This window comes from Caballeronia sp. KNU42 (assembly GCF_053760385.1).
The window spans coordinates 1,811,529-1,837,110 of sequence record NZ_CM132389.1 but is presented as its reverse complement, the minus strand read 5'-3'; the positions used below and the strand labels follow the sequence as shown (position 1 = coordinate 1,837,110).

Annotated in this window: 20 protein-coding genes; 11 read left to right on the top strand and 9 right to left on the bottom strand. The window is 58.9% G+C overall.

The annotated features are described in order from the left end of the window. Window positions 1-80 precede the first annotated feature (80 nt). Window positions 81-1,406 carry an epoxide hydrolase family protein gene (locus ACSOSP_RS27350; RefSeq protein WP_455311557.1) on the bottom strand — a complete coding sequence of 442 codons (1,326 nt, stop codon included), beginning with the start codon at window positions 1,404-1,406 and terminating at the stop codon, window positions 81-83. A 533-nt stretch (window positions 1,407-1,939) separates the two neighbouring features. Here ACSOSP_RS27350 and ACSOSP_RS27345 point away from each other — a divergent pair. The 4 genes from ACSOSP_RS27345 (at window position 1,940) to ACSOSP_RS27330 (ending at window position 5,230) form a co-directional block, all read left to right on the top strand. Next, a complete protein-coding gene (locus ACSOSP_RS27345; protein ID WP_455313692.1) occupies window positions 1,940-2,878 on the top strand; it encodes an enoyl-CoA hydratase/isomerase family protein in 939 nt (312 codons plus the stop codon). Window positions 2,879-2,983: 105 nt separating this feature from the next. Continuing rightward, on the top strand, window positions 2,984-3,694 hold the full coding sequence (locus ACSOSP_RS27340) for an SDR family NAD(P)-dependent oxidoreductase (RefSeq protein ID WP_455311556.1): 711 nt from the start codon (window positions 2,984-2,986) through the stop codon (window positions 3,692-3,694). 250 nt (window positions 3,695-3,944) lie between these two features. After that, window positions 3,945-4,358: a VOC family protein gene (locus ACSOSP_RS27335; protein WP_455311555.1), complete on the top strand. Its 414-nt coding sequence runs from the start codon at window positions 3,945-3,947 to the stop codon at window positions 4,356-4,358. 464 nt (window positions 4,359-4,822) lie between these two features. After that, complete coding sequence (locus ACSOSP_RS27330; protein ID WP_455311554.1) at window positions 4,823-5,230, top strand: DUF3331 domain-containing protein; 408 nt, start codon at window positions 4,823-4,825, stop codon at window positions 5,228-5,230. On the opposite strand, the gene ACSOSP_RS27325 is transcribed toward ACSOSP_RS27330, so the two are convergent. Then, a complete protein-coding gene (locus tag ACSOSP_RS27325) occupies window positions 5,146-5,406 on the bottom strand; it encodes a hypothetical protein (protein WP_455313749.1) in 261 nt (86 codons plus the stop codon). The two genes, ACSOSP_RS27330 and ACSOSP_RS27325, sit on opposite strands and share 85 nt — an antisense overlap. A 22-nt stretch (window positions 5,407-5,428) precedes the next feature. Between ACSOSP_RS27325 and ACSOSP_RS27320 the strand changes: the two genes are divergently transcribed. The 3 genes from ACSOSP_RS27320 to ACSOSP_RS27310 all read left to right on the top strand — a co-directional run bounded on the left by ACSOSP_RS27320 (window position 5,429) and on the right by ACSOSP_RS27310 (window position 7,945). Then, window positions 5,429-6,088, top strand: coding sequence for a response regulator transcription factor (locus tag ACSOSP_RS27320; RefSeq protein WP_455311552.1), 660 nt, complete (start codon window positions 5,429-5,431; stop codon window positions 6,086-6,088). A gap of 220 nt (window positions 6,089-6,308) precedes the next feature. Beyond that, window positions 6,309-6,650, top strand: a complete 342-nt coding sequence (locus tag ACSOSP_RS27315; RefSeq protein ID WP_455311551.1) for a response regulator transcription factor — start codon at window positions 6,309-6,311, stop codon at window positions 6,648-6,650. A 320-nt stretch (window positions 6,651-6,970) separates the two neighbouring features. Next, window positions 6,971-7,945, top strand: coding sequence for a LysR family transcriptional regulator (locus tag ACSOSP_RS27310; protein ID WP_455311550.1), 975 nt, complete (start codon window positions 6,971-6,973; stop codon window positions 7,943-7,945). A 1,085-nt stretch (window positions 7,946-9,030) separates the two neighbouring features. Here the strand turns inward: ACSOSP_RS27310 and ACSOSP_RS27305 are convergent. The 5 genes from ACSOSP_RS27305 to ilvB form a co-directional block, all read right to left on the bottom strand. Continuing rightward, window positions 9,031-14,559 (bottom strand): trifunctional serine/threonine-protein kinase/ATP-binding protein/sensor histidine kinase, encoded by a 5,529-nt coding sequence (locus tag ACSOSP_RS27305; RefSeq protein WP_455311549.1) that lies wholly within the window; start codon window positions 14,557-14,559, stop codon window positions 9,031-9,033. A 393-nt stretch (window positions 14,560-14,952) separates the two neighbouring features. Then, window positions 14,953-17,775 (bottom strand): 2-oxoglutarate dehydrogenase E1 component, encoded by a 2,823-nt coding sequence (locus ACSOSP_RS27300; protein WP_455311548.1) that lies wholly within the window; start codon window positions 17,773-17,775, stop codon window positions 14,953-14,955. Window positions 17,776-18,144: 369 nt separating this feature from the next. Beyond that, window positions 18,145-18,345 carry a hypothetical protein gene (locus ACSOSP_RS27295; RefSeq protein ID WP_031356716.1) on the bottom strand — a complete coding sequence of 67 codons (201 nt, stop codon included), beginning with the start codon at window positions 18,343-18,345 and terminating at the stop codon, window positions 18,145-18,147. Between the two features lie 61 nt (window positions 18,346-18,406). Further along, a complete protein-coding gene (locus ACSOSP_RS27290) occupies window positions 18,407-18,706 on the bottom strand; it encodes an ArsR/SmtB family transcription factor (protein WP_455311546.1) in 300 nt (99 codons plus the stop codon). A 120-nt stretch (window positions 18,707-18,826) separates the two neighbouring features. Further along, window positions 18,827-20,692: a biosynthetic-type acetolactate synthase large subunit gene (gene ilvB, locus ACSOSP_RS27285; protein WP_455311545.1), complete on the bottom strand. Its 1,866-nt coding sequence runs from the start codon at window positions 20,690-20,692 to the stop codon at window positions 18,827-18,829. Between ilvB and ACSOSP_RS27280 the strand changes: the two genes are divergently transcribed. Beyond that, on the top strand, window positions 20,691-20,891 hold the full coding sequence (locus ACSOSP_RS27280; protein ID WP_455311544.1) for a hypothetical protein: 201 nt from the start codon (window positions 20,691-20,693) through the stop codon (window positions 20,889-20,891). The genes ilvB and ACSOSP_RS27280 overlap by 2 nt on opposite strands. Before the next feature lie 128 nt (window positions 20,892-21,019). On the opposite strand, the gene ACSOSP_RS27275 is transcribed toward ACSOSP_RS27280, so the two are convergent. Then, window positions 21,020-21,598 carry an AraC family transcriptional regulator gene (locus ACSOSP_RS27275; RefSeq protein WP_455311543.1) on the bottom strand — a complete coding sequence of 193 codons (579 nt, stop codon included), beginning with the start codon at window positions 21,596-21,598 and terminating at the stop codon, window positions 21,020-21,022. 435 nt (window positions 21,599-22,033) lie between these two features. On the opposite strand from ACSOSP_RS27275, the gene ACSOSP_RS27270 reads away from it, so the two are divergent. Both ACSOSP_RS27270 and mug read left to right on the top strand, forming a co-directional pair. Then, complete coding sequence (locus ACSOSP_RS27270) at window positions 22,034-23,077, top strand: GlxA family transcriptional regulator (RefSeq protein WP_455311542.1); 1,044 nt, start codon at window positions 22,034-22,036, stop codon at window positions 23,075-23,077. 34 nt (window positions 23,078-23,111) lie between these two features. Further along, a complete protein-coding gene (mug, locus tag ACSOSP_RS27265; RefSeq protein ID WP_455311541.1) occupies window positions 23,112-23,642 on the top strand; it encodes a G/U mismatch-specific DNA glycosylase in 531 nt (176 codons plus the stop codon). Here the strand turns inward: mug and ACSOSP_RS27260 are convergent. Next, window positions 23,603-24,535, bottom strand: coding sequence for a LysR family transcriptional regulator (locus ACSOSP_RS27260; protein ID WP_455311540.1), 933 nt, complete (start codon window positions 24,533-24,535; stop codon window positions 23,603-23,605). The two genes, mug and ACSOSP_RS27260, sit on opposite strands and share 40 nt — an antisense overlap. 354 nt (window positions 24,536-24,889) lie before the next feature. On the opposite strand from ACSOSP_RS27260, the gene ACSOSP_RS27255 reads away from it, so the two are divergent. Continuing rightward, window positions 24,890-25,564 carry an antibiotic biosynthesis monooxygenase family protein gene (locus tag ACSOSP_RS27255; protein ID WP_455311539.1) on the top strand — a complete coding sequence of 225 codons (675 nt, stop codon included), beginning with the start codon at window positions 24,890-24,892 and terminating at the stop codon, window positions 25,562-25,564. Window positions 25,565-25,582: the final 18 nt, after the last annotated feature.

The window sequence follows — 25,582 nt, the reverse complement described above, 5'->3', positions numbered from 1 at the left end:
AGTGACCGTAATTACCCGGCAGCCTTGACCCCGCGGGCGACCCGGAACAGCGTCGCCCGCATCCTTGCGTGGCTTTGCGTTCAGCGCAGCGTGCGGAAGCTCACGCGAAGCTCTTCAGAGAAAGCTTGCGGCTGCTCCCAAGCCGCAAAGTGTCCGCCTTTAGGAAGGCGGTTGTAGTGAATCAGCTTGGGATACGCCTTCTCTGTCCAGCTTTGCGGCGCAGCGTAGATTTCATCCGGAAAGACGCTGACGGCAACGGGAATTGCAACGTGCTTGGGCGCAAAGAAGTTAAGCTTGTTTTCCCAATACAAACGAGCCGAAGAAACCCCCGTGTTCGTAAGCCAATAGAGTGTCACGTTGTCCAGAACGTCGTCTCGCGTAAGCCCCTCCGACTGACCGTCGAACACGCGTGCGATTAGCGCCTGGCTGGCGGCATCGTGGTCGAGCATCCACGCGGCCAGGCCAACAGGTGAGTCCTCAATTCCATACAGCGTCTGCGGCCGGGCGGTCATCTCCTGCGCGTAGCCGAGGCCATGCTTGTAGAAAAAGTCGAGCTGATCGAACGCGTGCTTTTCGTCGGGTGAAAGGCCTGCCGGCGCCGGCTCGCCCTGCTTGAGTGCCTCTGCGATATTGTCCGGCACGGTGGCCGGCATGTTGGTGTGAATGCCGAGCAGGTCGGGCGGCGCCAGCAGGGCCATCTGCTCCGTCACGGCATTTCCCCAATCGCCGCCTTGCGCAACATATCGCGTGTATCCGAGGCGCTTCATCAGCACCACCCAGGCGCGTGCGATTCGCTGAGGATCCCAGCCGGTCGCTGTCGGTTTGCCCGAGAACCCGTAGCCCGGGAGGGACGGAATCACGATATCGAAAGCGTCCGATGCCGCATTGCCATGGGCCGTCGGATTGGTCAACGGACCGATGATCTTCAACTGCTCGATGATCGAGCCGGGCCACCCGTGCGTGACGATCACCGGCAACGCGTTGGCGTCTTTCGAGCGAACGTGGATGAAATGAATATCGAGGCCATCGATTTCGGTGATGAATTGCGGCAGAGCGTTCAGCCTCGCCTCCACTTTGCGCCAGTCATAGCTGCTCGCCCAATACGCCGCGAGCTTCTGCATGGTCGCAAGCTGCACGCCTTGCGACGCATCAGTCACCGTTTCTCGCTCAGGCCAGCGGGTCGCCTTGACCCGCCTTTTCAAGTCGATGAGTTGAGATTCCGGCGCATGCACGTGAAGCGGACGAATGGCGGTCTTGTCGCCGCCGCCCGAATGGGCGACTTCAGCGATGGATTGATTCGTGTCCGCGAAAGCGAGCCGACTCAGCGAGCCCGCAACAACGGCTGCCGCCGCCACGCCGATAAAGCGCCGACGCGATGGGGTTTGGGGAAGGATATCGTCAGGCATACAAGCTCCTGTTGGCAATTAGTATGATTAAGTGAACCGATTAGGCGGAGCGATGAGTGCGGCAGCAACGCAATATCCTGGGCAAACACTTTCACTATTGTCCAATTGAGCCGTCTGTAGAGGCAGCCTGTTGGCAAACCTCACATCGTTAGAGCCTCGACCGACTGCAAACCGCAGTTCGCAGTCCTTGTATTGAATTCTGCGGAAGCTTGCCTTCCGGGTAAACGGCCAAGTTAGAACAACACTTGTGTCGGCCGCGAACAAATCCGATGCGAGACGCCAGGTAACGACAAAAGTCGTCGATTGACTCACCCGGCATTACTTCGCATCGCTCAATATGGTTTCCTGATTCTTGATTGACCGATGCAGCGATCCTCATTGGTATCTGCCGAGTGGGTGCCTACACTGATTCGTGTAGACCGGGCATGCCTTTCGTTATTTGTTCCGCGCATGTCTTTGGCCTCAAGAAGGAGGCAAGTATGAAACTGGTTGAATGGATGAAAGCGTGGATGAAAGCGTGGATGACGGCATGGATGACGGCGCTGATCGCAGGGTCACTGTTTTTCAACGGCAGTGCGATTGCGCAAAACGATCAGGCAGGCGCCACTGCAAATCAAGCTGTCCAGCCCGAAGCGGGTGCAAAGCAGGAATTCAGGATCACCCGTGTGACTCCTGAATACTGGCGCGTGACTATCGACCATCCGCCATTCAATATCTTTGGTCCTGAATCCATCCCGCAGTTGAACAGCGTGATCACCCAGATGGAGAACGATCCCGAACTGAAGGTCGTGGTGTTCGACAGCGCGGTACCCGGCTTTTTCCTGACCCACTATGATTTCGTGCCGCCTCTGGAAGCCACCACGCGCATGCCGCCCGGTCCGACAGGTATGCCGCCCGTGCCCGATATGCTGACGCGCCTGAGCCGCGCTCCCGTGGTGTCGATCGTGTCGATCCGGGGCCGGGCCACGGGCGTTGGCAGTGAGTTGTCCCTTGCATCCGACATGCGCTTTGCCAGCCGCGAAAAAGCCGTGCTCTCCCAGTTTGAAGTAGGTGCCGGATTCGATCCCGGCGGCGGACCGATGGCCCGTCTTCCTCGCCTGATGGGACGAGGCCGTGCGCTCGAAGTCCTGCTAAGCGGCAGCGATATCAACGGCGAACTTGCCGAACGATATGGCTATGTGAACCGCTCGCTTCCGGATGCCGAACTCGATAAGTTTGTCGACACGCTGGCGCGGCGCATCGCGTCCTTCGACAAGCAAACCATTGGGGAGATCAAGCATTTTGTGAACATCGCCACTCTGCCGCCCGATAGCGAGATTGGGCCACAGTGGGACGCTTTCATCACTTCCGTACAACGTCCGGCGGCACAGCGGGACATCAAGAAACTGATGGAACTTGGGCTGCAGAAAAAGCCTGATGTGGAAATTCATCTCGACCGGTACACCGGCGAAGTCAATCAACCGGGCAAGTAATTCACGCCACACATTTCGCCGCATCTGCCCCGCCAGCGGCCGAGGCTTCTTTTGCGCGGATAGCACTCGCCAACAGAACCCACTCAATTGATTTGGAGGATTACCATGAGTACCTCACACAAGGTCATTGTCGTTACCGGCGCGTCGCAGGGCATTGGCGCGGAAGTCGTCAAGGCTTTCCGCAAGCTCGACTATCGCGTCGTCGCCACCGCGCGCAGCATCAAGACGTCGGAGGACCCCGACATCGTCACCGTGGCCGGCGACATTGCCGACCCCGACACCGCCCGCCGCGTGATCAGCGAAGCCGTGAAGCACTTCGGCCGTATCGATACGCTCGTCAACAACGCCGGCATCTTCGTCGCGAAGCCTTTTACCAGCTACACCGCGGAAGACTATGCAACGGTCATGGGCGTGAACATGAACGGCTTCTTCTATATCACGCAGCTCGCCATAGCAGAGATGGAGAAGCATTCCAGCGGCCACGTCGTCAGCATCAGCACCACCCTGGTCGATCATGCGATCGACGGCGTGCCCTCGGTACTCGCCTCGCTCACCAAGGGCGGCCTGAACGCGGCGACCCGGTCCCTCGCGATCGAATACGCCAAACGCGGCATTCGCGCCAACGCAGTCTCCCCGGGCATCATCAAGTCGCCGATGCACGCGGTGGAAACCCATGCGGCACTCGGTGCGCTTCATCCGATGGGTCATATGGGCGAGATGAGCGACATCGTCAACGCGATCGTGTATCTGGAATCCGCCGCGTTCGTCACCGGTGAAATCCTGCACGTCGACGGCGGCCAGAGCGCCGGGCACTAAGCGCGACGATGCGATGCCACGCACCGGACCACATGGCGGGACGCCGGCGCTGGACGACGGCCGTTTCGTCATCTACGATCAAGGAGCGCGAACCAGGCGTCGAAACCGGGGGCTGCGGTGGTCTATCGGCTGACGAATATCGCAAGCAGCAAGCTTGAAACAGGGACGTTCGCCAGACCGTGGTCCGCAGCGCCTTCGTTTGGTTAGATCGTTTAGTTACATCGTTTAGTCATAAACGGAGAAAATGACAATGGATGGCAAACCTCTGACGAGCGGAATCGACCATATCGGGCTGGCGGTTCACAACCTGGACGACACGCGGAACTTCTTCATAGAGTGCCTTGGCTGGAACCTGGTGGGCGAGCGTCCCGCCTACCCCGCGGCCTTTGTGTCCGATGGTCACGTCGTGCTGACGCTCTGGCAGGTGACGAATCAGGACAAGCTGGTTGCGTTCGATCGCAAGACCAATGTCGGCCTGCACCACCTCGCGTTACGCGTAGACAGTGAAGAGGCGCTCAACGATGTCTTTGCGCGTGTCTCAGGATGGCCCGGCGTGGTGGCCGAGTTCGCGCCGGAGAATCTGGGGGAAGGACCCAAGCGGCACACGATGGTGTACGAACCTGGCGGCATCAGACTCGAGTTCGATTTCGATCCGCGGATTTAAGCAGTGTCCCCGCGAACGGCGCGCCGCACCGCTCACGGGCTATTGAATCCGGTGACACCCCTGCCGGAAGACCCACCATGCAAGGGATGCCACGCAACCGCTCTTCGGTTGAGAAGCTCATACCAATGTAGGGCAGATGCATCGCGTCCGGATGCGTCCGCAGTTGCGTGGCCGGAAGGGACGCATTGCGTCATCAATGCCATCTCGTTCGTCGCATGCACATTGAGTATTCAGGACATGCCTATCCCAAGGTATGACGCGGGCGGACGATAAGATGAATCGCGTATCCGCTCGGACGACTAGAAAAGAAGCGCGGGATTGATTACCTTACCGCAACACGGCAACTGTGCGCCCCGAATCGAAGGAGCGACGGTGCAGTTGCTCTGCGCACCACACGTGTTCGCGCGAGCCCTGGAACGTTGGCCGCGAAAATGAGACGCCACTTTTCATCAGGAGTCTGAACAATGCTTGCCAGTCAAACCAATCCATGGATCCAGACGATACGACTCCTGTCTCGCGGATCACCGCTTCCGAACATCTGCCATAAGACGTCGCTCAGGGCGAGACGCGGGGCGCCCGTTGGCCACGACGACGCGCGCACGACCAGCGCTTCACTGCATCGCGTGGTCAGTCTCGTTGAGCGGACAAGCTCCTCGACTATCACGATTGCCTGGCGGGATTCGACGAGCTGTTCCTATGCCGCCCAGATATGGATGGGCGCAAACGCAAAGGTTTCCGGCGTCTGCGCGATGAGCGGGGCGAAGATAAACCGGGGTGACCGGATCTATCATCCGCGCCACTCTAATCCTGCACCGGTGAACGCCGGCGCCATGATTCTTGCTTCAGCGATAGCCGCAGCGAAGCCGCTTTGAATGCTTCCGCTTTGAATGCTTCGTTCCTTGCTCGATTCATCGGAGGAAACAGCGTCCTTGCGTAGTCGTCCGGTCAGGAAGGCGCGAAGGCAAATACGCATGACGTTGCGCAATAGGTAGCGATAAGCGCGTGCATTGCTTACCATACGGGAGGTATCGGCGTCGGTTTGCCGCAATAAACTTTCCGAAGATGGAGCGATGACACACGACAACGTTGAGGCGGGAAGTGAATCATTGCCAGACTCGATCGTTTATGTGGTCGACGACGACGAGTCTATTCGAGGCTCCCTGAGCTCCCTGCTCATGTCAGTCGGAATTCAAGTGCGGGCATTCGAATCAGCTGACGATTTTCTAGCGACGGACATGCCGGACGTGCCTAGTTGCCTCATTCTTGACGTTCGGCTACGGGGCAGGAGCGGCCTGACCCTGCAGCAGGACCCATTTAAGGAAAGTGTTCGATTCCCTGTCATATTCCTGACGGGACACGGCGACATCGAAATGTCCGTCAAGGCCATGAAGGCGGGTGCTTTCGATTTCATGACAAAGCCGTTCAAGGATCAGGATCTTATCGATACGATCGCCGCGGCCCTTAAAAGGGATAGCGAATTGAAGCATCAGGAAAAGATTGTCGCCGGTATCCGTCAAACCTACGATTTGCTGACAGCGCGCGAGCGGGAGGTCATCCGCCTGGTCGCCGATGGGCTGTTGAACAAGCAGATCGCAGACCGCCTGTGTCTTAGCGAGGTGACGGTCAAGATCCATCGCGCGCAAGCCATGCACAAGCTAAATGCACGCTCGGTGCCTGATGTCGTCAGGAAGTTGCAGCAGGTGCAGCCCATGCACCAGGGCGCCCGGTAGACGCGCCTGCAGTCGCTGCGCCGTGGCCACCCGCTCCAGCGGGATTGATCACGGCTAACGCTCCTAATACGAACTGTCGCTAAAACCATGCGAAGGTCTTATTGTCGCTTCGTTCGCAGGCCTGTAATTTGCGTGGAAGATTCGATTTTTCCGAATCCTTCTTTGGCTGGCCTACGGGCTCGAGATGAGATCAAAGCGCTCTTCTGCTGTTATCGGGGTAGTGGACGACGACGAATCCGTCCGCATGGCGGCATCCAGTCTGCTTCGTTCGGCAGACTGGAAGGTCATTGCCTATGCGTCTGCCAATCATCTTCTAGGGGATGCGCAGCGGTCGAAACTGAAGCTTGTTGTCGCCGATATCCACATGCCGGGCATGGACGGCTTTGCGCTGCTCGAGTCGATCAAGCTTTGGAGACGACCCGTTCCCGTCATTTTCATCACTGCCTACGCGACGCAGGAGCTTCTCGAGCGAGCCACCGTTGGCGGCGCCGCCGGTTTTTTCCCCAAGCCCGTGGACGACGCGCGGCTGCTCGCGATGATTGACGAAATACTGCGCAAGTAAGCTAACCGAAGGGCCGTCGGGGCGCCGCCTGACGCGCCGCCTGGTTTAAAGCATCCGAACGTATTAGACAAACATGCGACGGCACAACGCATCACATCACATCGCACGATAGAACCGCGGGACGTTCGCGCTTACGCTTCAATCCTCGGCCGAACATTGCACGACTCTCAGCTCATTAGGCAACGCCTCAGACAGCGTACAAGCCGCAAGCGAGCCTGCAACTTCGGTGACACGCGCAGACGGGCCCTTGAGATTTCGTCATCTTTGACAGTTCTGAGCGGCTGGATACTCCCTTCGTGAATTTCCCTGTGAGGTGCGAGATGGATCAGCTTTACATGTTGCGCGCATTCGTTGCAGCCGCGCGGTATCAAAGTTTCAGCAAGGCCGCCGAATCCTTGAATGTGACCACCGGGTCGATATCGAAAGCGATCGCCAAGCTCGAAGGGTGCATCCAGACGAGGGTCTTGCTCAGGACAACAAGGTCCGTCTCTTTGACAGAAGCGGCACAACCGTACTATCTGATTTGCTGCCGGTTGCTTGAAGAGCTCGATGAAGCAAACCGTCGTATCTCGCGCGAGCATGAGGTCAACGGCGGCAGGCTGCGGCTTGTCGTGCACCCGATGCTGGTAAGCGAAACGTTCTCCCGATTGGTGCGCGGCTATCACGCCATTGCGCCCGATGTGAGTCTCGTGGTTTCCGTTCAGGATGGCGCCGCGAATCTGTATGACGGCCGCTTCGATATAGCGATTCTTCCGCCTCATCTCGTGGAGCAATCGGCGGTGATTCGCCGGACGCTGTCGAGGTCGCCGCGCATTCTTGTTGCGTCGCCCACTTACCTGTTGCAATACGGCACGCCGGAAACCGCTTCGCAGCTCGCCAGTCACTTCCTGCTGATCGACCCGGAGTCGAGGAAGAAGAACGCGGATTTTATTGAGCTGCGTGAGGATGGCCGGAGGGTGAGCGTGTCTCCTATGTCGTCAATGGACGGTAACGAAGTACTGCTGCGGGCCGCGGCGCTGACCGGGACCGGCATTGCCACGTTGCCTGAAACCATGGTTCGCGAAGATATCGACATGGGGCAGCTCGTGCACGTCCTGCCGGAATGCACGACATCGGACAGCGGTGTTGAAATATGTCTGTTCTATTCGCACCGGGAATTGCTTCCGGCGAGGCTCAGGATGTTCGTCGATTTCTGTGCTGAGTTTTTCAGGGCGCCGGGGCGGCCGGGTGTTCATGATGTGGTCAGGGTTTCGCAACCTAAGAACCACGATGAAGACCTCGCACTAATGTCGTGAGGGGTTGGATCGTTCGCACTCGGTCGGGGGGTGGTTGGGTTGGGGCCGGGTTGTTAGCTTCTGGGGTTGGTGGTCGGGGTTATGCCGGGGTGCCAGGTTCTTGCGTTAGCGGTCTTGGTCATTGCCGGGTTGCCAGGCTTCTGCGTTAGCGGTCTGAGTCATTACCGGGTTGCTGCTTTCAAGGTCGGTGGTCTGCTTAGGTTTGCTAATCTCTTTATCACTATTAGCCACTGCGCGTGGCGGCGCGTCATTTCTTTGTCCAAAGCGACAAAGAAACGAAGCAAAGAAAGCGCTTTCAAAACGAGGGCTCATAAGTTGACTTAGCGTGCAGCCTCCACGTTTTTGGCACCCCAAAAGCACGGTGCTCGCCAGAACCACCGGTGTGTGAAACCCTCCTTCTCCGAACACGGATACCCACACGCTTCGCCACCAGTGACTGAACCTGCCAAAGTGGCACCCCGCGCTATCCGCGAACAACCATCCACCGAATTTGTACGCACGACGAACCACGTCGCCAACCCACCTCGAAATAAAGCGCTCGGATAGATGAGGCCCTACCGACAAAAATAACCGCGCTGATCGTGCCGACCAAGCAGCTAACCCATGAAGACGTGAAGCGGTAAATACGCGTGGGGCCGTGCGGGTTTTCTTGGCAAGGGTGCTTGCCCGAGAGCGTACGGGGCGAAGCGTGTTCGTGTCAGGATTCGCGAGAAGGAGGGGTTCAAACATCCGTCGCTCTTGCGAGCACCGTGCTTTTGGGGTGCCAAAAACTCGAAAACTGCACGCTAGGTCAACTTATGAGCCCGCGTTTTGAAAGCGCTTTCTTTGCTTCGTTTCTTTGTCGCTTTGGACAAAGAAATGACGCGCCGCCACGCGCAGTGGCTAATAGTGATAAAGAAATTAGCTAACCTAAGCAGGCCGCTAACCTTGAAAGCAGCAACCCGGCATTGACTCCGACCGCTAACCCTAGAACCTGGCAACCCGGCATCAACCCCGACCACTAACCCCAGAACCTGGCAACCCGGCCCCAACCCCAACCACGCCCCCCCGACCAAGTGCGAACGAACCCCATCCCCCATCGACCTCTAATCGTGACCCGGTTGCGACACACCACCCTGTCCCGGCAACGTGAACTGAAACGTGGCGCCCCTGGGCGCGTTCGAGCTCACCCATAAGCGTCCTCTGTGACTCTCCACGATCGAGCGGCAAATCGGCAGGCCCATCCCCAGCCCGTTGGGTTTGGTCGTAAAGAATGCTTCAAAAACACCTTCCAGATGATCAGCGTCAAGGCCGGGTCCAGAATCCTGCACAGTAACGCAGACTTCATTGGCGCCGGTCTTGCCGGTTCGAATCAAAAGCGTTCGCTCGCCAGCGTCAGTGGCGCTCATCGCTTCGAAAGCGTTGATCATCAGGTTGAGGATCACTTGCTGCAGTTGTACCCGGTCGCCCTGGATCTGCGGCAATCCATCAACCAGTTCGACGGCAAGCTCGACTTCGTGCTTGCCGGCTTCACTTCGCATGAAGGCGATCAACTCGAGAATCGTTTCGTTGATATCGAGCCCATCTTTTCGCTGCGGTTCCTTTTTAAAGAAAGCGCGGGTCCGGTCAACAATGTTGTTCGCCCGGCCGCTATCGGCAACGATCCGGTTGAGCGCCTGACGCACTTCATCGAGATTGGGCGGGTGGGCCGCCAGCCAGCGCAACGCCGCACTGGCGTAAGTAATCGATGCAGTAATAGGCTGCTTTACTTCATGGGCAATCGATGCCGATAACTGCCCCATCGTCGCCACGCGATTTGAATGCGCCAGTTCCGTCTGGAGCTTGAGGTAGCGTCGCTCGCCGTCGCGCACTTCCTGTTGCGCCCGCTTCTGGTCGCTCAGGTCGAGAATAAAAGCCACGCCCTGGCCCGCACGGTCGCCGAACGCCGCCGGCCCGATCAGCACAGGCACCCGGCGGCCATCCTTGCGCAAGTATTCCTTCTCGAAGGGTTTGGCGCTGCCGGTGGCCTTCAATTCGGCCTTCGCCAGTTCGTCGCGCTCGAGCCAGTCAGGCGGAGTCAGATCGGGCCACCGGATACGCCCGGAGACCAGATCTTCCCGGCTGTAATCCACGATCCGCAAAAAAGCATCGTTGGCTTCTACGACGTTACCTTCAAAATCCCAAATGTGAATCCCGATGATGTTGGAATCCACCAGACGCCGCACCCTCGCCTCGCGCTCCTGAAGATCCGCATAGAGACGGGTATTCTCAAGCGAAATGGCCGCCTGTGAAGCCAGCAAATCGAGCAGCGCGGAGCGGCGCGCGGTAAAGACATGCGAAGTGGCCGTGTTCTCGAGATACAGCAGGCCGCTGAGTTTGCCCTGCCTGACAAGAGGCAGGCAGAACAGGGATCGAGTCGCCCCGCTTGCCAGGTAGCTGTCCTGGGAAAACATATTGGGTATCAAGGCATCGTCGATGATGACGCTTTTTTGCGTGTGGATCACGTAACGCAAAACGGCGGCAGGGGCGGCTGAATTGGCCGGCGGCTCCCGGTTCAACTCGATCCCGTTTCCATTGATGCGCGCCTCTGCCTCAATCCGGTAACCATCCGGCTGCTGCAGCACGACTAGCAGGCCCCTGTCGGCGCCTGCGGTCTGCAGCGCTATTGTCATCAGGCGCTCGATCAGGCCGTTCAATTCGATCTCGCTGGAAAGGGCCTGAGACGCCTTGAGCAGCGTCGCGGCGTCGAACTGCCGCCAATCGAAGCTGAGTGTCGACATGGCCTTGCCACCGTCCTGGTTGGCGAGGCGGGGAAATTGAGCGTCGAGTTGCGCGACCTTGCCGTCCGCGCCCCAACAGGCAAAGCAATGACGCGCGTTGCGTAAATAAGCATCGGCGCTTGTTCTGAGACCGTTGCCCAGATAGAAGCGGCCCGCAAGTTCGTTGGCGATACCTTCCTGGTGCAGAAAGCCATTTTCATGCGCTGAGTGGACTGCCTCTTCGTACAGGCGCATGGCGTCGAGATCGCGGCCCTCCAGACGCGCGATCTCCGCTCTGACAAGCGCGCAGCGGTTCTGATAATTCTCCGGGCAATGCTCGGCCCACATGTCGAACTTCCTGAGTTTCGCTTCAAGAATGCGCCGGTAGGCTTGCTGCTGTTCTCCGGATGCCTCCGGATAAAGAGCAGTCAGGGTGAGCACATGAAAGAAGTGATAGGTCGCTTCAATTGACAGCGCCATGACAGAACTGAGGACTTCCTCCGCCCGGTCCGCAGCCTTCAACGCGTCGGCATAGCGGCCATCCAGGAAGGCAAGCATGACCTTGATGATGCGATAAACGCCAATGGCACAGCCGAAATTTGATCTGATGATTGCATCGAAGCTGGCTGCTTCGTCGAAGGTATCGTCGTTCAGCTTCAACGTTTCGGTCGTCTTGCCCCGCAGACTGATAACGAATTGCCGTTCGACCCGGATCAACTCGAAGACCGCGTCGTTATGGCTCTCGCGTGCGAGCGCGGCGTACTTTTCCGATAGCGTCTGCACGTCCTCGAGAGCGGCCCCTTTCTCGATCGCCTGCCAGACCGCGTTGAATGCAACGTTGCCTGCAAAAACGAGGTCGCCCACTTCCAGGCACGCAGCGGTCGCCCGTTCAAGGACCGGCAGATTGGCCGCAATGTGGCAGCGCCAGAAATTCACATGGGCGCCGTACAGGTGAAGCAGCTTTCCATTCAGGCGCCGATTGCCAAATCGCTCGTTCAGCCTGATCGACATCTCTGAAAATTGCACCGCGGTGGGGATATCGCCTATCAGGGAGACCAGCATCAACGCGTAATTGCCGTAGGCAAAACTGGAGTTGCCGGTATTGCCGTGCTGCAAGGAAAGGTTGACCGCCTTCATGGTGATGAGCGGGTAATACGCGGGCCGCGCGGCAAAGGCGCAGTTCATCGCCTGAAGAAGAAGATTGACGACCGCAAGGATCACGGGATCCGTCGCGACCGGCGCGTCGACCAGTTCGCTAACAGGACGCTCGGCCTGATTGACGCGAACGTCGCGCAGTCCGTCATTGACAGCCGCCCGGATGTCCTCATCGGTCTCAGGAAAAATAATGTCGAAATCGCGCAGCGCAGTGAGCGCAACCGAGAAGCTCTCGTCGTATCTTCCGGCGAGTTGATACAACTCGATCCGCAAGCTGAAGACCTTGGCGCGATCGAGATTCGAACGCGCCCTGGCAAGCATCATGTCGGCCAGCGCGTCGGCTTTCGCGAAATCGCCGGCCAGGTATTCGCACTCCGAGAACGCGAGATAGAGCTCGAACGTGCTGTCGTAGCGCTGCGTCCACGCATCGGGTGACAGCAGTGTGACGCCCTGTGCGAGATAGCTGAGAGCGGCCGCGTAGGCCGTCGAACTCATCGCGCGAGTGCCTGCAATGAGATTCAGCGCCACGGCCTGCTCGCGCTCCGCCTCCGTCACGATCAGCGCCGCGCCGCGATTGAGATGGTTGACGATGTCGAAGATGGCATCTTCAAGCGCTTCCGGCGGGGTCCGCGACACCAGCGCCCTGCCGATTCGCAGATGAGCAGCCGCGCGCTCGTTAGCGGGGATCAGCGCATAAGCGGCCTCCTGCACGCGATCGTGTGCGAATTCATACGCGTTGGCCTCGCGAAAAACGAGGCCCGTCCGCACGGCTTCCCACAGGTTCGCGTGCATCGACTCGTCAGATCCGCCCTGAACCCACGCCAGCGCGGTGACTTCGGCGACGTTGCCGAGGCACGCCAGTTGCCCCAACGCGTCGCGCGTCAGAGGGGGCAAGCGACCCAGCTTCGCCGCCATCAGGTCGGCGACGTTTTCGGTGAAGCCCTTCGCACGAATGCGCGGCAGATCCCAGCACCACAGCGCGGCGCGTGGGTCGAATGTCAGCAGGTCTTCATCGGCGAGCGTCGTCAGGAACTGGATCGTGAAGAATGGATTGCCGCCCGTCTTCTCGTGCACCAGTTGCGCGAGCGGGCCGGCCGTCGCGCTGTCGCAGTGCAGCGAATCGGCCACAAGTTGCGTGACGTTGTCCGGCGTGAGCGGCGCGAGCTCTATCTGCTGCACCCGCCCTGCGGCGTGGCCGATCGACTCGAGCGTACGCGCGAATGGGTGCGACGCATCCACCTCGTTGTCCCGGTAGGCGCCGACCAGCAGGACGTGCTTCACGTCCGGATGCGTGACGAGGTGGGCGAGCAAGTCGAGCGTCGCCGTATCGACCCATTGCAGATCGTCGATAAACAGCGCGAGCGGATGCTCGGCTCGCGCAAACACGCTGAGAAAGCGTCGAAATACTATCTGGAAGCGATTCTGCGCATCTTGCGGCGGCAGCGCGGGCGCGCCCGGCTGCTCGCCGATGATAAGCGCCAGCTCAGGGATCAGGTTCACAATCAGCTGACCATTGGGCCCGAGCGCCTCCATCAGCGCGTGCCGCCACGTCTCGACCTCCGCATCGCTCTTGCTCAGCAGGTTACGTACGAGCGTCTGGAAGGCCTGCGCAAATGGCACATAGGGGATGTCACGTTTGTACTGGTCGAACTTGCCGGACGCGAACAGGCCGCGTGGCGGCACCAGCACGCGGTGCAATTCGCTGACGACCGACGACTTGCCAATGCCCGGGTAGCCCGAGATCAGCACCAGTTCGACCGCCCCGTTCGCGACGACACGATCGAATGCTGTAACAAGCGCTTCGATCTGTGCCCCGCGTCCGTACAATTTCTCAGGGATCAGCAACCGGTCGGACGCGTCGTGCCTGCCCAGCGGGAACGGCTCGATGCGGCGCTGCGCCTCCCATGCAATAAGGCACGACCGGAGGTCAGCCTCGACACCCGCCGCGGTCTGGTAGCGGTCTTCAGCGGCCTTGGCGAGCAGCTTCAGGACGATGGCCTCGACCGTCGGTGGAATACCGTCGACGCGCTCGCCTGGCGGTGTCGGCCGGCGAGCGATGTGGCAATGAATCCATTCCATCGCATCCGACGCCGTGAACGGCAGCGACCCGGTGAGCATCTCGTACAGGGTGACGCCGAGCGAGTAGAGATCGCTGCGCGTATCGATCGAGCGGTTCATGCGGCCCGTCTGTTCGGGCGCCATATACGCGAAGGTGCCGGCAACGATCTCCGGCGGCGCGGGCGGCTGATGTTCGTGCGGCAGTTGCGAGGCGATGCCGAAGCCGGTGAGCCGCACGTTGCCGTTGCCGTCGACGAGCACATTTGCCGGCTTGATGTCTTTGTGAACGAGACCGCATCGATGAACGTGGCCGACCACCTTCGCCAGATTGACGGCAATGCGCAAGAAGCGCGGAAGCTCCAGCGGACGGCCGAGTGAGCGGTGCAGGGGCTCGCCGCCATCGTCGTCGAGAACGAGCATGGGCGGCTCTCTGCGGCGGCAGAGCGCGAGGGGCTGGGCTGCCCAGCTTGAATGGAGCAACGGCGCCAAACCGTATTCGTGCTCGAGCCGTGTGATGCTTGGCGAGCCCATGCGGGTGGCGACCAGCGCGAGCACCGAGACGGGATGGCTGGGATGGCTGCGATGGCCAGGTGTGCGAGCGCGATATAGTGAGAAGTCGCCGTCATCGTGCAGCGACTCCAACTCATATCCGGTGAGATCCACAATGGACTCCGCTGTGGACCGGAGTTGGCGCTTCAGCTGTCGGCCAGAATTAGCGTGTCGGCTGGCGTTGGCGCTTTAGCGCTTACTCCTGTCCCATGCAAGAATTGCTGTCGATTGGAGTAATCGACAATACATGGCGTTCCTGACTAAGTACATGCCACAGTACGATTTTTTTGGTGACAACAGAACCGGCAGCACCACGGGAGTGCGGCCGACCCGCTACGCATCTCTGGTCACGATATTGTCATTCGTCGAATCATTAAGTCCTTAAGCCGCTGCTTGAAAACATGCTGACCCAAAGTTTGGGACGCGCACACTCAGCCGGCTGCGCCATTGAACCTGCCAACAAAAGCGAATCAGCGACATTCTCTCCGATTCGCCCTTGCTGTCTCCTTACTCCTCAATAGCCGCACGCAAGTACTTTTCCTGACGCGCAACGTGCATCGACTTGTAGCCCGGTGCGGTCGATGCAGTGGCCTCTGGTCCGACATAGCGCAACGCCGCAGGCGCCTTCACAATATCCAGCAGCTGTTCCATGACGAAATTCCACGAGCCCTGGTTCTTTGACTCTTCCTGGCACCAGACGACACTCTTCAGGTTCGGATAGCGCGCAAGCTCCGAACTGATCTGCTTCGCGGGGAACGGATACAACTGTTCAACGCGGATCAACGCGATATTGTCCTTTCCGGCCTGACGCCGACGCTCCAGAAGTTCGAAATACACCTTGCCTGAACACAGGATGACCCGGTCGACCTTGGCCGCTGCCTCCTTCGCAGGCGACTCGGCAAGAATCTCGTTGAATCTCCCGTGTGCAAGATCCTCAAGACTGCTGACAGCCTCCGGATGGCGCAGAAGCGACTTGGGCGTCATCACAATCAGTGGAACGCGATCCTGAAGCACCGCCTGCATCCGCAACAGGTGGAAAATCTGAGCCGGCGTAGTGGGCTGACAAACCCGCATATTTTCCTGCGCGCACAGTTGCAGATAGCGCTCAAGACGCGCGGACGCGTGTTCAGGACCTTCCCCCTCCTGACCGTGCGGAAGCAACATGGTGACGCCACTATGCTGCCCCCACTTTGCAGCGCCTGCAGACAGGAAATTGTCGATGACAACCTGCGCCCCGTTCGCGAAGTCGCCGAACTGCGCTTCCCACAAGACGAGCGAATTTTGCCGGACAATCGAGTACCCGTACTCGAAGGCGAGAACCGCTGCCTCCGACAGAACCGAGTTGGTCACCGAAAATTTTCCCTGGGATTCCGACACGTTGTGCAGCGGCACATACGTACCCTCTCCCCGACTCGACCGTTTCTGATCGTGAAGCACCGCATGACGATGGCTGAACGTGCCGCGCTCACTGTCTTGCCCGCTCAAGCGCACGTCAATACCGGCGGAGAGAAGAGAGGCGAAGGCCAGATGCTCGCCCATGCCCCAGTCCAGCGGCCGCTTACCTTCCGCCATCTCGCGACGGGCGCTCACGACCTTTCCAACGAGCGGATGCAGCGAGTACTGTTCAGGAATGCTTGTAATCTTTAGTGCGAGTTTTTGAACAAGGTCTGGCAAGGGCGCCGTATAGAGGATACGGTCGGCATTTCCATCGAGCAGTTGCGGCCAGCTCACCTCTTCGCTTTTTGTGTCGACCGGATTTGAACCTTCGCTTTGCGCAGCGTCAAGATGTTCACGATAGTCATGGACAAGCTTCTCCACGTCTTCCGCCGTCATGACCCGCTCGTCCACAAGCTTCTTTGCATAGAGGGTGCGGACACCGGGGTGACCGGCAATGGAGCGATACATCAACGGCTGCGTGATGGTCGGCGTGTCCTGTTCCTGGTGACCGTGGCGGCGGAAGCAAACCAGATCGATAACCACACTCTTCTTGAACGTTGCACGGAAATCGATTGCCAGGCGCGTTGCCGCAACAACTGCCTCGGGGTCGTCACCGTTCACGTGCAGGACCGGCGCCTCGATCATCTTGGCGATGTCGGTGGTATAGAACGACGACCGGACATCTTCAGGGTGGGACGTAGTGAAACCGACCTGGTTATTGACAACCACATGCACCGTGCCGCCCGTGCCGTAACCCCGGGTATTCGAAAGGTTCATCGTCTCCATGACAATGCCCTGCCCCGAAATCGCGGCGTCCCCATGGATCTCCACAGGCAGGACTGCGCCCGCACCTTGTCCCAGGACTTCGGCCCGTGCGCGAGCAATGCCCTGCACAACCGGATTAACAATTTCCAGGTGCGATGGATTAAACGCGAGCGTCACCTCTGCCGGGCCGCTTGCCGTCGGGAGCAAGCCGGTAAAGCCCTTGTGATATTTGACGTCACCCGCCGGAAGAAGATTGGCGGTTTTCCCGTCGAACTCGTCGAACAACGCAGCCGGCGGCTTACCGACGATATTGACGAGGACGTTCAGGCGTCCCCGGTGTGCCATGCCGAGAATCGAGCTCTTGACTCCCTTCGTGGCGCCATAGGCAACCAGCTCGTCAAGCAGCGCGATCAGCGACTCACCACCCTCGAGCGAAAAGCGCTTCTGGCCGACGTAACGAGTATGCAGGTATTTTTCAAGGCCCTCGGCAGCCGTCAGCCGTTCGAGGATATGCAGCTTGTCACCGGTATCGAGGCTAGCTTTTGAGCGCGAAGACTCGAGACGCATCTGCCACCACCGACGCTGATCCGGGTCAGTCAGATGCAAGAACTCTGCACCCAGCTTCCCACAATAGGTCTCTCTCAGCGCCCGCACCAGATCGCCGAGTGTCGCGTCTTCGTCAGAGAAATAAGTGTCCGACATGCTGAACTTCGTGTTCATGTCCGCGTGGGACAGATCGTAGTAGCTCGGATTCAATTCAGGCACGGGGACCGGCGCGGTCCAGCGCAGCGGATCCAGTTGAGCATTGCGGGTGCCGACCAGCCGATAGGCCGAAATCAAGGCCTGCACGGCGACTTGCTTGCGGGCGAAACTCAGTACCTCGTTCTCTGAGCGCCCTCCCGTTCGCACATGCTTCGCCAACTCCACAAAACGAGACACAACCGGCGCATGCGCGACATCGCCTGCATCTGAGCCATCAACCGCCGGCCCCTCCTGCAACGCGTCGAAATAGTCACGCCATTCTTGCGGCACCGTGGCCGGGTCGGCAAGGTATGCCTCATATTGCTCCTCGACATAAGGAGCATTGCCTCCAAACAGGAAGGAGGTATTCCGATTTCGCATCATCATGATGACTCTGTCCTCAGTCGGGCACATGCCCGGTAACTGCCGCGAAGTTACTCAAGGCAGCACTCATTGCTGCCCTGGTCAACCCAGTGCGTCCACAGGTACACGAAGACAAAATCCCACTGCGAAAGAAGGCAAGACTCACTGCCATCCAGTCCGCGTCAACTTGTGCAAGACCCCGCAACTCATGTCACCAGGTCCCTGTGCCCACCAGGACCGGCAATCTTTTGACCACCGGTAAGAATAGTTTATGTTTTGCGGGCTTTCGCTGATGCGCTAGCTGCGATGGTTCTGGGACATTTTTCGCTGCTTTCTGGCCATCACGTCAAAATTTCCAGGACTTCATGTATGACGAGGTCGGTTTAGTGCTGACTAGGCTTCCACAATGACCACGTCATAGTTTTCGTCATCGAAAGCGACGAAAAATTCTTCGGGCATTAGCCACGAATCCACACTCACCGTCTTCGTGTCGACGTCGACGCTAACCTTCGCATCGCCGTCGACGCTCTTCATTGCAAGCTCGATCGCCGGAATATCGGCTGAGCGGATTTCATTTTTCACTGAGAATTTCATTTTCATTTCTCCATTCAATAACGCTTGATAATGACCGACGCTTCGGTCGATCAAACAGCGGCTACAGATGCAACCTGATCCCTGCCGCAAAGTCCCGGATAACGGCTTCATTGCGCGATAGAAACATCCACTGACCAACGCGGGTCGAAACAAGCAGTCCCGCCTCGATCAATGCCGCGACGTGCGCTGACACGGTCGATTGAGACAACCCGCTGCGCGCGTGGATTGCATTTGATGGCACCCCGCAACCCAGATCGATACATCCTCGCGCAAAGAATTCGCTCGGCGTCTTTAACCACTTCAAGATCTCCCGCCGGAACGGGTTTGCGAGCGCCTTATAGATTAAATTCTCGTCAGCCATTTTCAACAAGCACCACGATATGAGCTGAACAAACACGCTCCGGCCGGCTACGAAACGCACAATGCGTATCGCGCCGCCCCTTCATCGTGTCACGCTTTGCCACGCTGGAATTCAACTTCCCTAGAACATATCCGCAGCACTTTTACGTCCTGCGCCTTGAGACTCCGCTTCCTGCACGGTTCGAGACGGGATAAAGGGACCCGTGATCATGTTCGCGTAGCTTTGGCCCGGGCCCACCATCGGGAATACGTTAGCGTTGTAGTCGATCATCACCTCTAGGAAGGCGGGACCGTCGAACGCCACGAACTCCCTCAACGTGTCCTCAAGCTCGTCTATAGCCTGAACGCGACGGGCGAATTCAAAGCCGTCCGCCTGTGCCGCCATCACAAAGTCCTTGCGATGCAGCGCCTTGTCGCTGGTAAACATACGCCCTTCATAGAAGAGACGCTGCCACTGCCGGATCATTCCGTCACCGCGATTGTTGAGCAGCAATACCTTGACAGGGACGCCATATGTGCTTGCCGTCTCCAGTTCGCCCATATTCATCCGAATGCTGCCGTCACCGTCGATATCGACCACAAGGGCGTCTGGCCGCGCCAGTTGCGCGCCGATCGCCGCTGGGAGCCCAAAACCCATCGTGCCCATACTTCCAGAGGTCAGGAAGCTTCGAGGTTCGACAAATTCGAAGAACTGCGCAGCCCACATCTGATGCTGACCCACACCCGTCGTAATGATTGCTCGTCCGCCAGTGATTTCACTAAGCTTTTCGATAACCCACTGCGGCTGGATCGCAGCACTGTTTCGGTCGTAGTTCATCCCGAACGTCCGCTTCAGCTCCATCACGTGTTCGATCCAGTCCGACGGTGGCTGCGTCGATGGACTGTGCTCTATCAACGACAATAAGGCATCCTTTGCATCTCCGACGTGACTCCACTGTACGCGCTTGACCTTGTTGATCTCCGCCTCGTCTATATCGATATGAGCGACATGGCGAGCGCCGCGAGCGAATGATTCAGGGCGGCCACCGGCAACCCGGTCGTCGAATCGGGCGCCCACCGCGATGAGGAAGTCGCAGTCTTCAACCGCGTAGTTAGCGCAGGCGGCGCCATGCATGCCGAGCATGCCAAGACACAGTTCATGTTTCGCCGGGATGGCGCCAAGACCCATGAGCGTCGTCACGATCGGAATGGCGTTGCGCTCGGAAAACTCGCGCAGCTCGGCAGTCGCGCGGGCCGTGATCACGCCGCCGCCAACGTAGAGCAGCGGCCGCTTGCTCTGCCGCAAAAGATTGAAGAAGGCGTCGGCCTTCTCTGCGTCAAGACGCGCGCTTTTCGCCACCATCCGCAGACGATCGGAGTAGCCGCGAAAATGCAGCGTCCCTTGCCCATGATAGGGACCGGTCCAGTTCTGGATATCTTTTGGCACGTCCACGACGACCGGGCCCGGCCGGCCGCTGCGGGCAATTTCAAATGCGGCTCGCAGCGTTTGTTCGAGCTTCGTGGGGTCGGTTACGAGAAAGACGTGCTTCGCGCACGCCGACATGATGTTGAAGACGGGCGCTTCCTGGAATGCATCGCTGCCGATCGCGGCACGCGGCACCTGCCCGCAGATGAGGACGACGGGGATCGAATCGCCATAACAGTCGGCGATCGGCGTAAGCGCGTTGGTCGCGCCCGGGCCTGATGTGACCATGAAGACGCCGACTTTTCCGCTGGCGCGTGCATAGCCGGCGGCCATGAACCCCGCGGCCTGTTCATTGGCGGGTACGACAAACTTGATTTGACGCTCGGCGTGCGCCGCGTTCATTTCGTTATAGCGAAACACGGCGTCGTAGGTCGGCAGGATCGCGCCGCCGCTGTATCCAAACACCGTGTCGACGCCTTGCTCGGCGAGTACGCGCAGGATGATGTCGGCGCCCGACAGCGTTTCGCCCGGGTTCGTTGGGCTCAGCTCGGGTGGTGAAGCAATGATCGGATTTCGGGTCATGATCGGCTCATGGTTGGCTCAAGGGCAGATCGGCGCTGAAAAGAACAGCGGCCAGGATCAAAGGATGATTTCCCTTCCAACTCAGGAACAGCGTATGTTCGACATCAGCTCATGGACAGTTGCTCAGACGGGTTCTCCGCACCGGGCCTCTTCCATCCAGCACGCTCGTGAGGTGCTTTTGCTTCTGCAAGAATGGTGAGAAAGGACACCTTCATTCTGCCAACGATTGAACCGGCGCAGTCTCTTCTGATGGTCGTGCCTGCGCCAAAATTGGCTACATCTGGGCCACGGGTCGGGATTCAGCGGCTGGCAGGCTTGGCGTTGCGCTTACCCAGGCTGCCTTAACAACGACTTCTTAATGCTTCTCGCAAACTCTTCGCCAAGGTCTTCCCTGACCAGGGCCAGGGCCACCTGCATACCGTCGCTTACCCCGCACGACGAGTACAGGTTGCCATCCTTCACGTACCTTTGATTGCGCATGACGTTGACCAGGGGATACTCGGTGGAGAGGCGTTGCGCATCGCGCCAATGCGTGGTCAACGCGCGATGGTCGGCAAGGCCGGAGCGCGCGATTAAAAAAGCGCCGTTGGACACCGATGCGAGCCTTCGCACGCTGCGTCCGGCATCGCCAAGCCAGTCCACCAGTTCGCGATGCTCACGCCCCTGGCTAGTGACCGGCGAACCTGGCACGACGACAATGTCGAATGAAGTGTCCAGATTCAGCAGGGATTGCGTCGTGCCCACCGCTACTCCGTTCGAGCACAGCACGGGTCCCGGCAACGGCCCCACCAGATGCTGCTCGTAAAGCTTTGCACCGCATAGACGGTTCGCTTCGTGGAAAACGTCCATCGGCCCTGTCACTTCGAGTAACCGGAATCCTGCGTACAGCATCATCGCAACATGCATGCGCCGTTGCTCCTCAAATTGCTGCCTACGAGCGCCCCGCATCAACGAAGTGCGGGACGTTTGAAGAGGCGGCCGTGGCCGCATCCATGGAAACTCAAGTGTAGTCAGCCGACATGGGGGAGGAAATATGTGGATGCCGTCATGACGGGCCAATCAACGTGAGATTCAGGCCAACGGCGCCGCTGCGATAACGTCATACGTTTGGTTGCGCTGCGTGGAGAAAGTCAATGTCCGTCGCGCACCGCTCCAGTCCAGTCTTGTTACCCGCACGCAAAAGACTCTTACCGGTTAGCCCATCACCGTTTTCGGGCTATTGCGGTAACCTCGCGTATCGCTCGTGAATACAGGTTGGTCGCTTGGGTCCAGTCGTTTGGGTGAAGCCGACCGAATCACCCGTATCCAAAACGGGCTTACCTACTCCAAGAAGGTCACGGTATGAAAGTCGCCATTGTCATGTTCGATGGTGTGCAGGCGCTCGATGTTGCGGGCCCCCTCGACGTGTTCGCTGAAGCAAACACGATGCTTCCCGAGCATCAGAAATATAAAGTCTCCCTTGTGGGACTTCGGGCCGGCACTGTGACGTGTTCGAACGGGATGGGTCTTTCCGTTCCGTTCGGGTATGCGGATCTCGATACGCAATGGGACCTCATACTGGTTGCAGGAGGGCCGGAGTTGCCCGACGCTCAACTATCAAGCGACTTTCTGACGTGGCTGCAAAATCAGGCCAAAGGCGCGACCCGCTTCGGCTCGGTTTGCAATGGGGCATTCGTGCTTGCCCATGCGGGGCTGCTTGACGGCAAGGAAGTGACCACTCACTGGGCGAACGCTGCCCGCCTCGCCCGCGAATTTCCGCAGGCGCGTGTGCAGCCCGACAAGATCTTCGTTCGTGATGGACGCCTCTTTACCTCGGCGGGTGTGACGGCTGGCATCGATCTGTGCCTGTCGCTCGTCGCCGAAGACTGGGGACACGAGTTGGCGGTGCATGTCGCAAAGCGTCTTGTGGTCTATATCCAGCGGGAAGGCGGCCAGTCGCAGTACAGCCCGTATGTTGGGTCAGGGAAGGAAGAAGATCCGGTTATCCGCAAAGTGCATCGTTATGTGACCGAGCATATAACCGATGCACTATCGATCGAACAGCTCGCGGGCGCGGTAGCAGTGAGCCGACGCACCTTCTCGAGATTATTTGCGAAGTATGCAAAGGTGACACCGTCCGTGTTTGTCGAGCAGGTTAGGGTCGACAGCGCGAGGAAGCTGCTCGAAGACACGGATGCGCCGCTAAAGACCGTGGCATTTAAATGCGGCTTCCGCAGCGCCACGCATATGCGCACGACTTTCTCGCGACGGCTGGACGTAACACCCAAACAATATCGGCAACGATTCCGCGGCGAGGCAGGCAAGCAGCCATGGGCGGCCAACAGCGCCGGCAAGCAAGTCTCTTTTCAAGGACTGGGTGGTCTGTCGGCTGGAGTTGGGGCTTGAGGGACTTACTTCGGTCCCGTGCAAGGCGGTTGCCATGAGTGACGTCGTTTCCCCACCGTCCCTTCCCGATCTGCTTGAACCGGGCTTGTCGCTGATATTCTGCGGAATCAATCCCGGTATGCGTGCGGCAGCGACAGGTCATCACTTCGAGGGCAGAGGCAACCGGTTCTGGCGGGTCATGCATCTGGCGGGCTTTACTCCCGAACAGATTCGTCCCGAAGAAGACCGCATGATTCTTCAATACGGCTGCGGTCTCACGACGGTCGTGCCGCGACCCACGGCGCAAGCCGCTGAACTGTCGCGCTCGGAGATTGCATTGGCTGGCGATGAATTCCGGCAGAAGATCGAGCACTACTCACCACGCAACATTGCCTTCCTTGGAAAGATGGCGCTCTCGGCAATCTCCGGCACGCGCAATATCGCTTGGGGTTTGCAAGCCGAGCCGTTCGGCGGCGCACGCGCGTGGGTCCTGCCCAATCCAAGCGGACTGAACCGGGCGTTCGATCTCGCTTCGCTGGTGGCCGCCTATCGGGAAGTTCGCATTGCTTTAGCGTCCACGCCCTGAAGGTGCGCGTTTTTGCGTAATGTCTCGGTAACGAATTCGACGAAAGCGCGAATCTTGCCGCTCGTGCTTCGGCGTTCTACATGTAGCAGGCTCACCGGCACGGACTCGGGCTCGAATGAGGTAAGGATGGCCTGGAGTCTGCCATCGTCCACTTCGGGCGCCGCCTGATACGACAGAAACTGCGTTATCCCCACACCATCGACGGCGGCGAGAACGGCTGCGGGACCCAGGTCGACAATCATCCGCGGCCGAAGCCTGACAGGCAACCTAGCACCGTTCTCGTTGAACACCCATTCAAGCGGCGGCGAGACCCCCGTGAAGGACACACAGTGGTGACTGGCCAAATCCCTGGGGTGAAGGGGTTCCCCATGCTCGGCGAGGTACGACGGAGCCGCGTACGTCCGACGCCGCACAAAACCCAATGGAATGGCGAATGTGGAGGAGTCTCCAAGGTGGCCGACCCGGATGGCGATATCGACCCCTTCTTCCAGAAGCCGCGTGGTCCGATCGGCATACACCGCATTGATGCTGACATCCGGGTAGCGCAGCGCGAAGGCGTTGACCAGGGGAGCCACGTATCGCTGGCCAAACAGGACCGGCGCGGAAATGGTCAACGTACCGACGGGATTGAGCTGATCCGCCGCGATGTTCGCTTCCGCATCCGTGATGGCGTCCAGCACCGTCCTGCAGGCTTCGAGGTAGGTCATGCCTGCGTCGGTCGGACGAACCGATCGGGTGGTCCGGGCAAGCAGCGGTGTGCCGAGGCGCGCTTCCAGCGAACTGACCGCCCGCGAGACGGCGGCTGACGACATGCCAACTTTGTCGGCCGCGCCAGTAAAGCTGCCTCGGTCGACGATGGCTACAAAAATCTCCATCTCACGCAATTTGTCCATTTCGTTTCCCCGGGGTCCCCGCGTTCATATGCCGTGATTTTATGCGTTGTGATCCGCATGGTGACGATTCGCGCCATGGGAACACTCGAAGAGGACATTAAATCTCCAAGGGCTCAACGCTTTCGACATGACAAGAAAGCGGCCCTTCATATTATTTCGCATCAGTAGAGTTTGCCTTATCGGCTTGCAAAGGACTCTTTCAGACCGTGATGGTTATCGGGACGTTGGTGCCACGGTTGGCAAGATTCATCCACTCTTTGGCCTAATACCCGACCACCTTGGACGCCTGTCAACGGGCCTATCTCGGACAATTACAGCACGTTGTAAAGCCCAACCAACACGAGAGAGGCGCCCATGTTTACCGCAATGCTTGAAGTCCATCCCATCCCTGAACAGTTCGATGCCTATCTCGGCATGGCCAAGATGCTGCGTCCTGAGCTCGAGAAAATCGACGGGTTTATCGACAACAATCGCTATGCAAGTCTCACACGTGACGGCTGGCTTCTTTCCCTGTCGAGCTGGCGTGACGAGAAGTCGCTTATCCGCTGGCGCAGCCAGGAGACGCACCACAAGATCATGCAAGCTGCGCGTGACCGGGTGTTTTCCGACTATCGCTTGCGCATTGGCCAGACCGTCAGCGATACCCATCTGCCCGCCGGACAGGTGTTGCGTGAGCAACGCCTGGATGTCACCGAGACGGGTCAAGGGACAGCCGTGTCGCTGCATGATGGGGAGTTCTCGACGGAGTGGGTCAAGCAGGCAGGCGCCGCAGCGGTGGCGTCAGCGCTTGGGGTGGATACCAGCGCGCCTGGCCTCGTGTCCTGGGACGTCTTCGATCACCTGGTGACGCCGGGGGTCGTGATCGCGGTGGTGACGTGGCGCGACCAGGCTGCAGTTGAAGCATTCGAACGCGATGCGGCGAGCTCGGAGCGCTCACGCCTGCGCAATATCCGCATTATCCGGGAGTACGGCATGTTCGATCGCCGTGAAGCACCGCAATACTTTAAAGAGGTGCAAGCGAAGGCATGACCGGTCGCGTTGCGTCAT

Excerpts from the sequence above, each read along its gene's own strand:
- ACSOSP_RS27290 (WP_455311546.1), bottom strand. The coding sequence starts at position 18,706 with ATGGCTGACGAGAATTTAATCTATAAGGCGCTCGCAAACCCGTTCCGG.
- ACSOSP_RS27295 (WP_031356716.1), bottom strand. The coding sequence starts at position 18,345 with ATGAAATTCTCAGTGAAAAATGAAATCCGCTCAGCCGATATTCCGGCG.
- ACSOSP_RS27270 (WP_455311542.1), top strand. The coding sequence starts at position 22,034 with ATGAAAGTCGCCATTGTCATGTTCGATGGTGTGCAGGCGCTCGATGTT.
- mug (WP_455311541.1), top strand. The coding sequence starts at position 23,112 with ATGAGTGACGTCGTTTCCCCACCGTCCCTTCCCGATCTGCTTGAACCG.
- ACSOSP_RS27280 (WP_455311544.1), top strand. The coding sequence starts at position 20,691 with ATGATCGGCTCATGGTTGGCTCAAGGGCAGATCGGCGCTGAAAAGAAC.
- ACSOSP_RS27275 (WP_455311543.1), bottom strand. The coding sequence starts at position 21,598 with ATGCATGTTGCGATGATGCTGTACGCAGGATTCCGGTTACTCGAAGTG.
- ACSOSP_RS27310 (WP_455311550.1), top strand. The coding sequence starts at position 6,971 with ATGGATCAGCTTTACATGTTGCGCGCATTCGTTGCAGCCGCGCGGTAT.
- ilvB (WP_455311545.1), bottom strand. The coding sequence starts at position 20,692 with ATGACCCGAAATCCGATCATTGCTTCACCACCCGAGCTGAGCCCAACG.
- ACSOSP_RS27300 (WP_455311548.1), bottom strand. The coding sequence starts at position 17,775 with ATGATGATGCGAAATCGGAATACCTCCTTCCTGTTTGGAGGCAATGCT.
- ACSOSP_RS27330 (WP_455311554.1), top strand. The coding sequence starts at position 4,823 with ATGCTTGCCAGTCAAACCAATCCATGGATCCAGACGATACGACTCCTG.
- ACSOSP_RS27350 (WP_455311557.1), bottom strand. The coding sequence starts at position 1,406 with ATGCCTGACGATATCCTTCCCCAAACCCCATCGCGTCGGCGCTTTATC.
- ACSOSP_RS27340 (WP_455311556.1), top strand. The coding sequence starts at position 2,984 with ATGAGTACCTCACACAAGGTCATTGTCGTTACCGGCGCGTCGCAGGGC.
- ACSOSP_RS27335 (WP_455311555.1), top strand. The coding sequence starts at position 3,945 with ATGGATGGCAAACCTCTGACGAGCGGAATCGACCATATCGGGCTGGCG.
- ACSOSP_RS27255 (WP_455311539.1), top strand. The coding sequence starts at position 24,890 with ATGTTTACCGCAATGCTTGAAGTCCATCCCATCCCTGAACAGTTCGAT.
- ACSOSP_RS27345 (WP_455313692.1), top strand. The coding sequence starts at position 1,940 with ATGACGGCGCTGATCGCAGGGTCACTGTTTTTCAACGGCAGTGCGATT.
- ACSOSP_RS27320 (WP_455311552.1), top strand. The coding sequence starts at position 5,429 with ATGACACACGACAACGTTGAGGCGGGAAGTGAATCATTGCCAGACTCG.
- ACSOSP_RS27260 (WP_455311540.1), bottom strand. The coding sequence starts at position 24,535 with ATGGACAAATTGCGTGAGATGGAGATTTTTGTAGCCATCGTCGACCGA.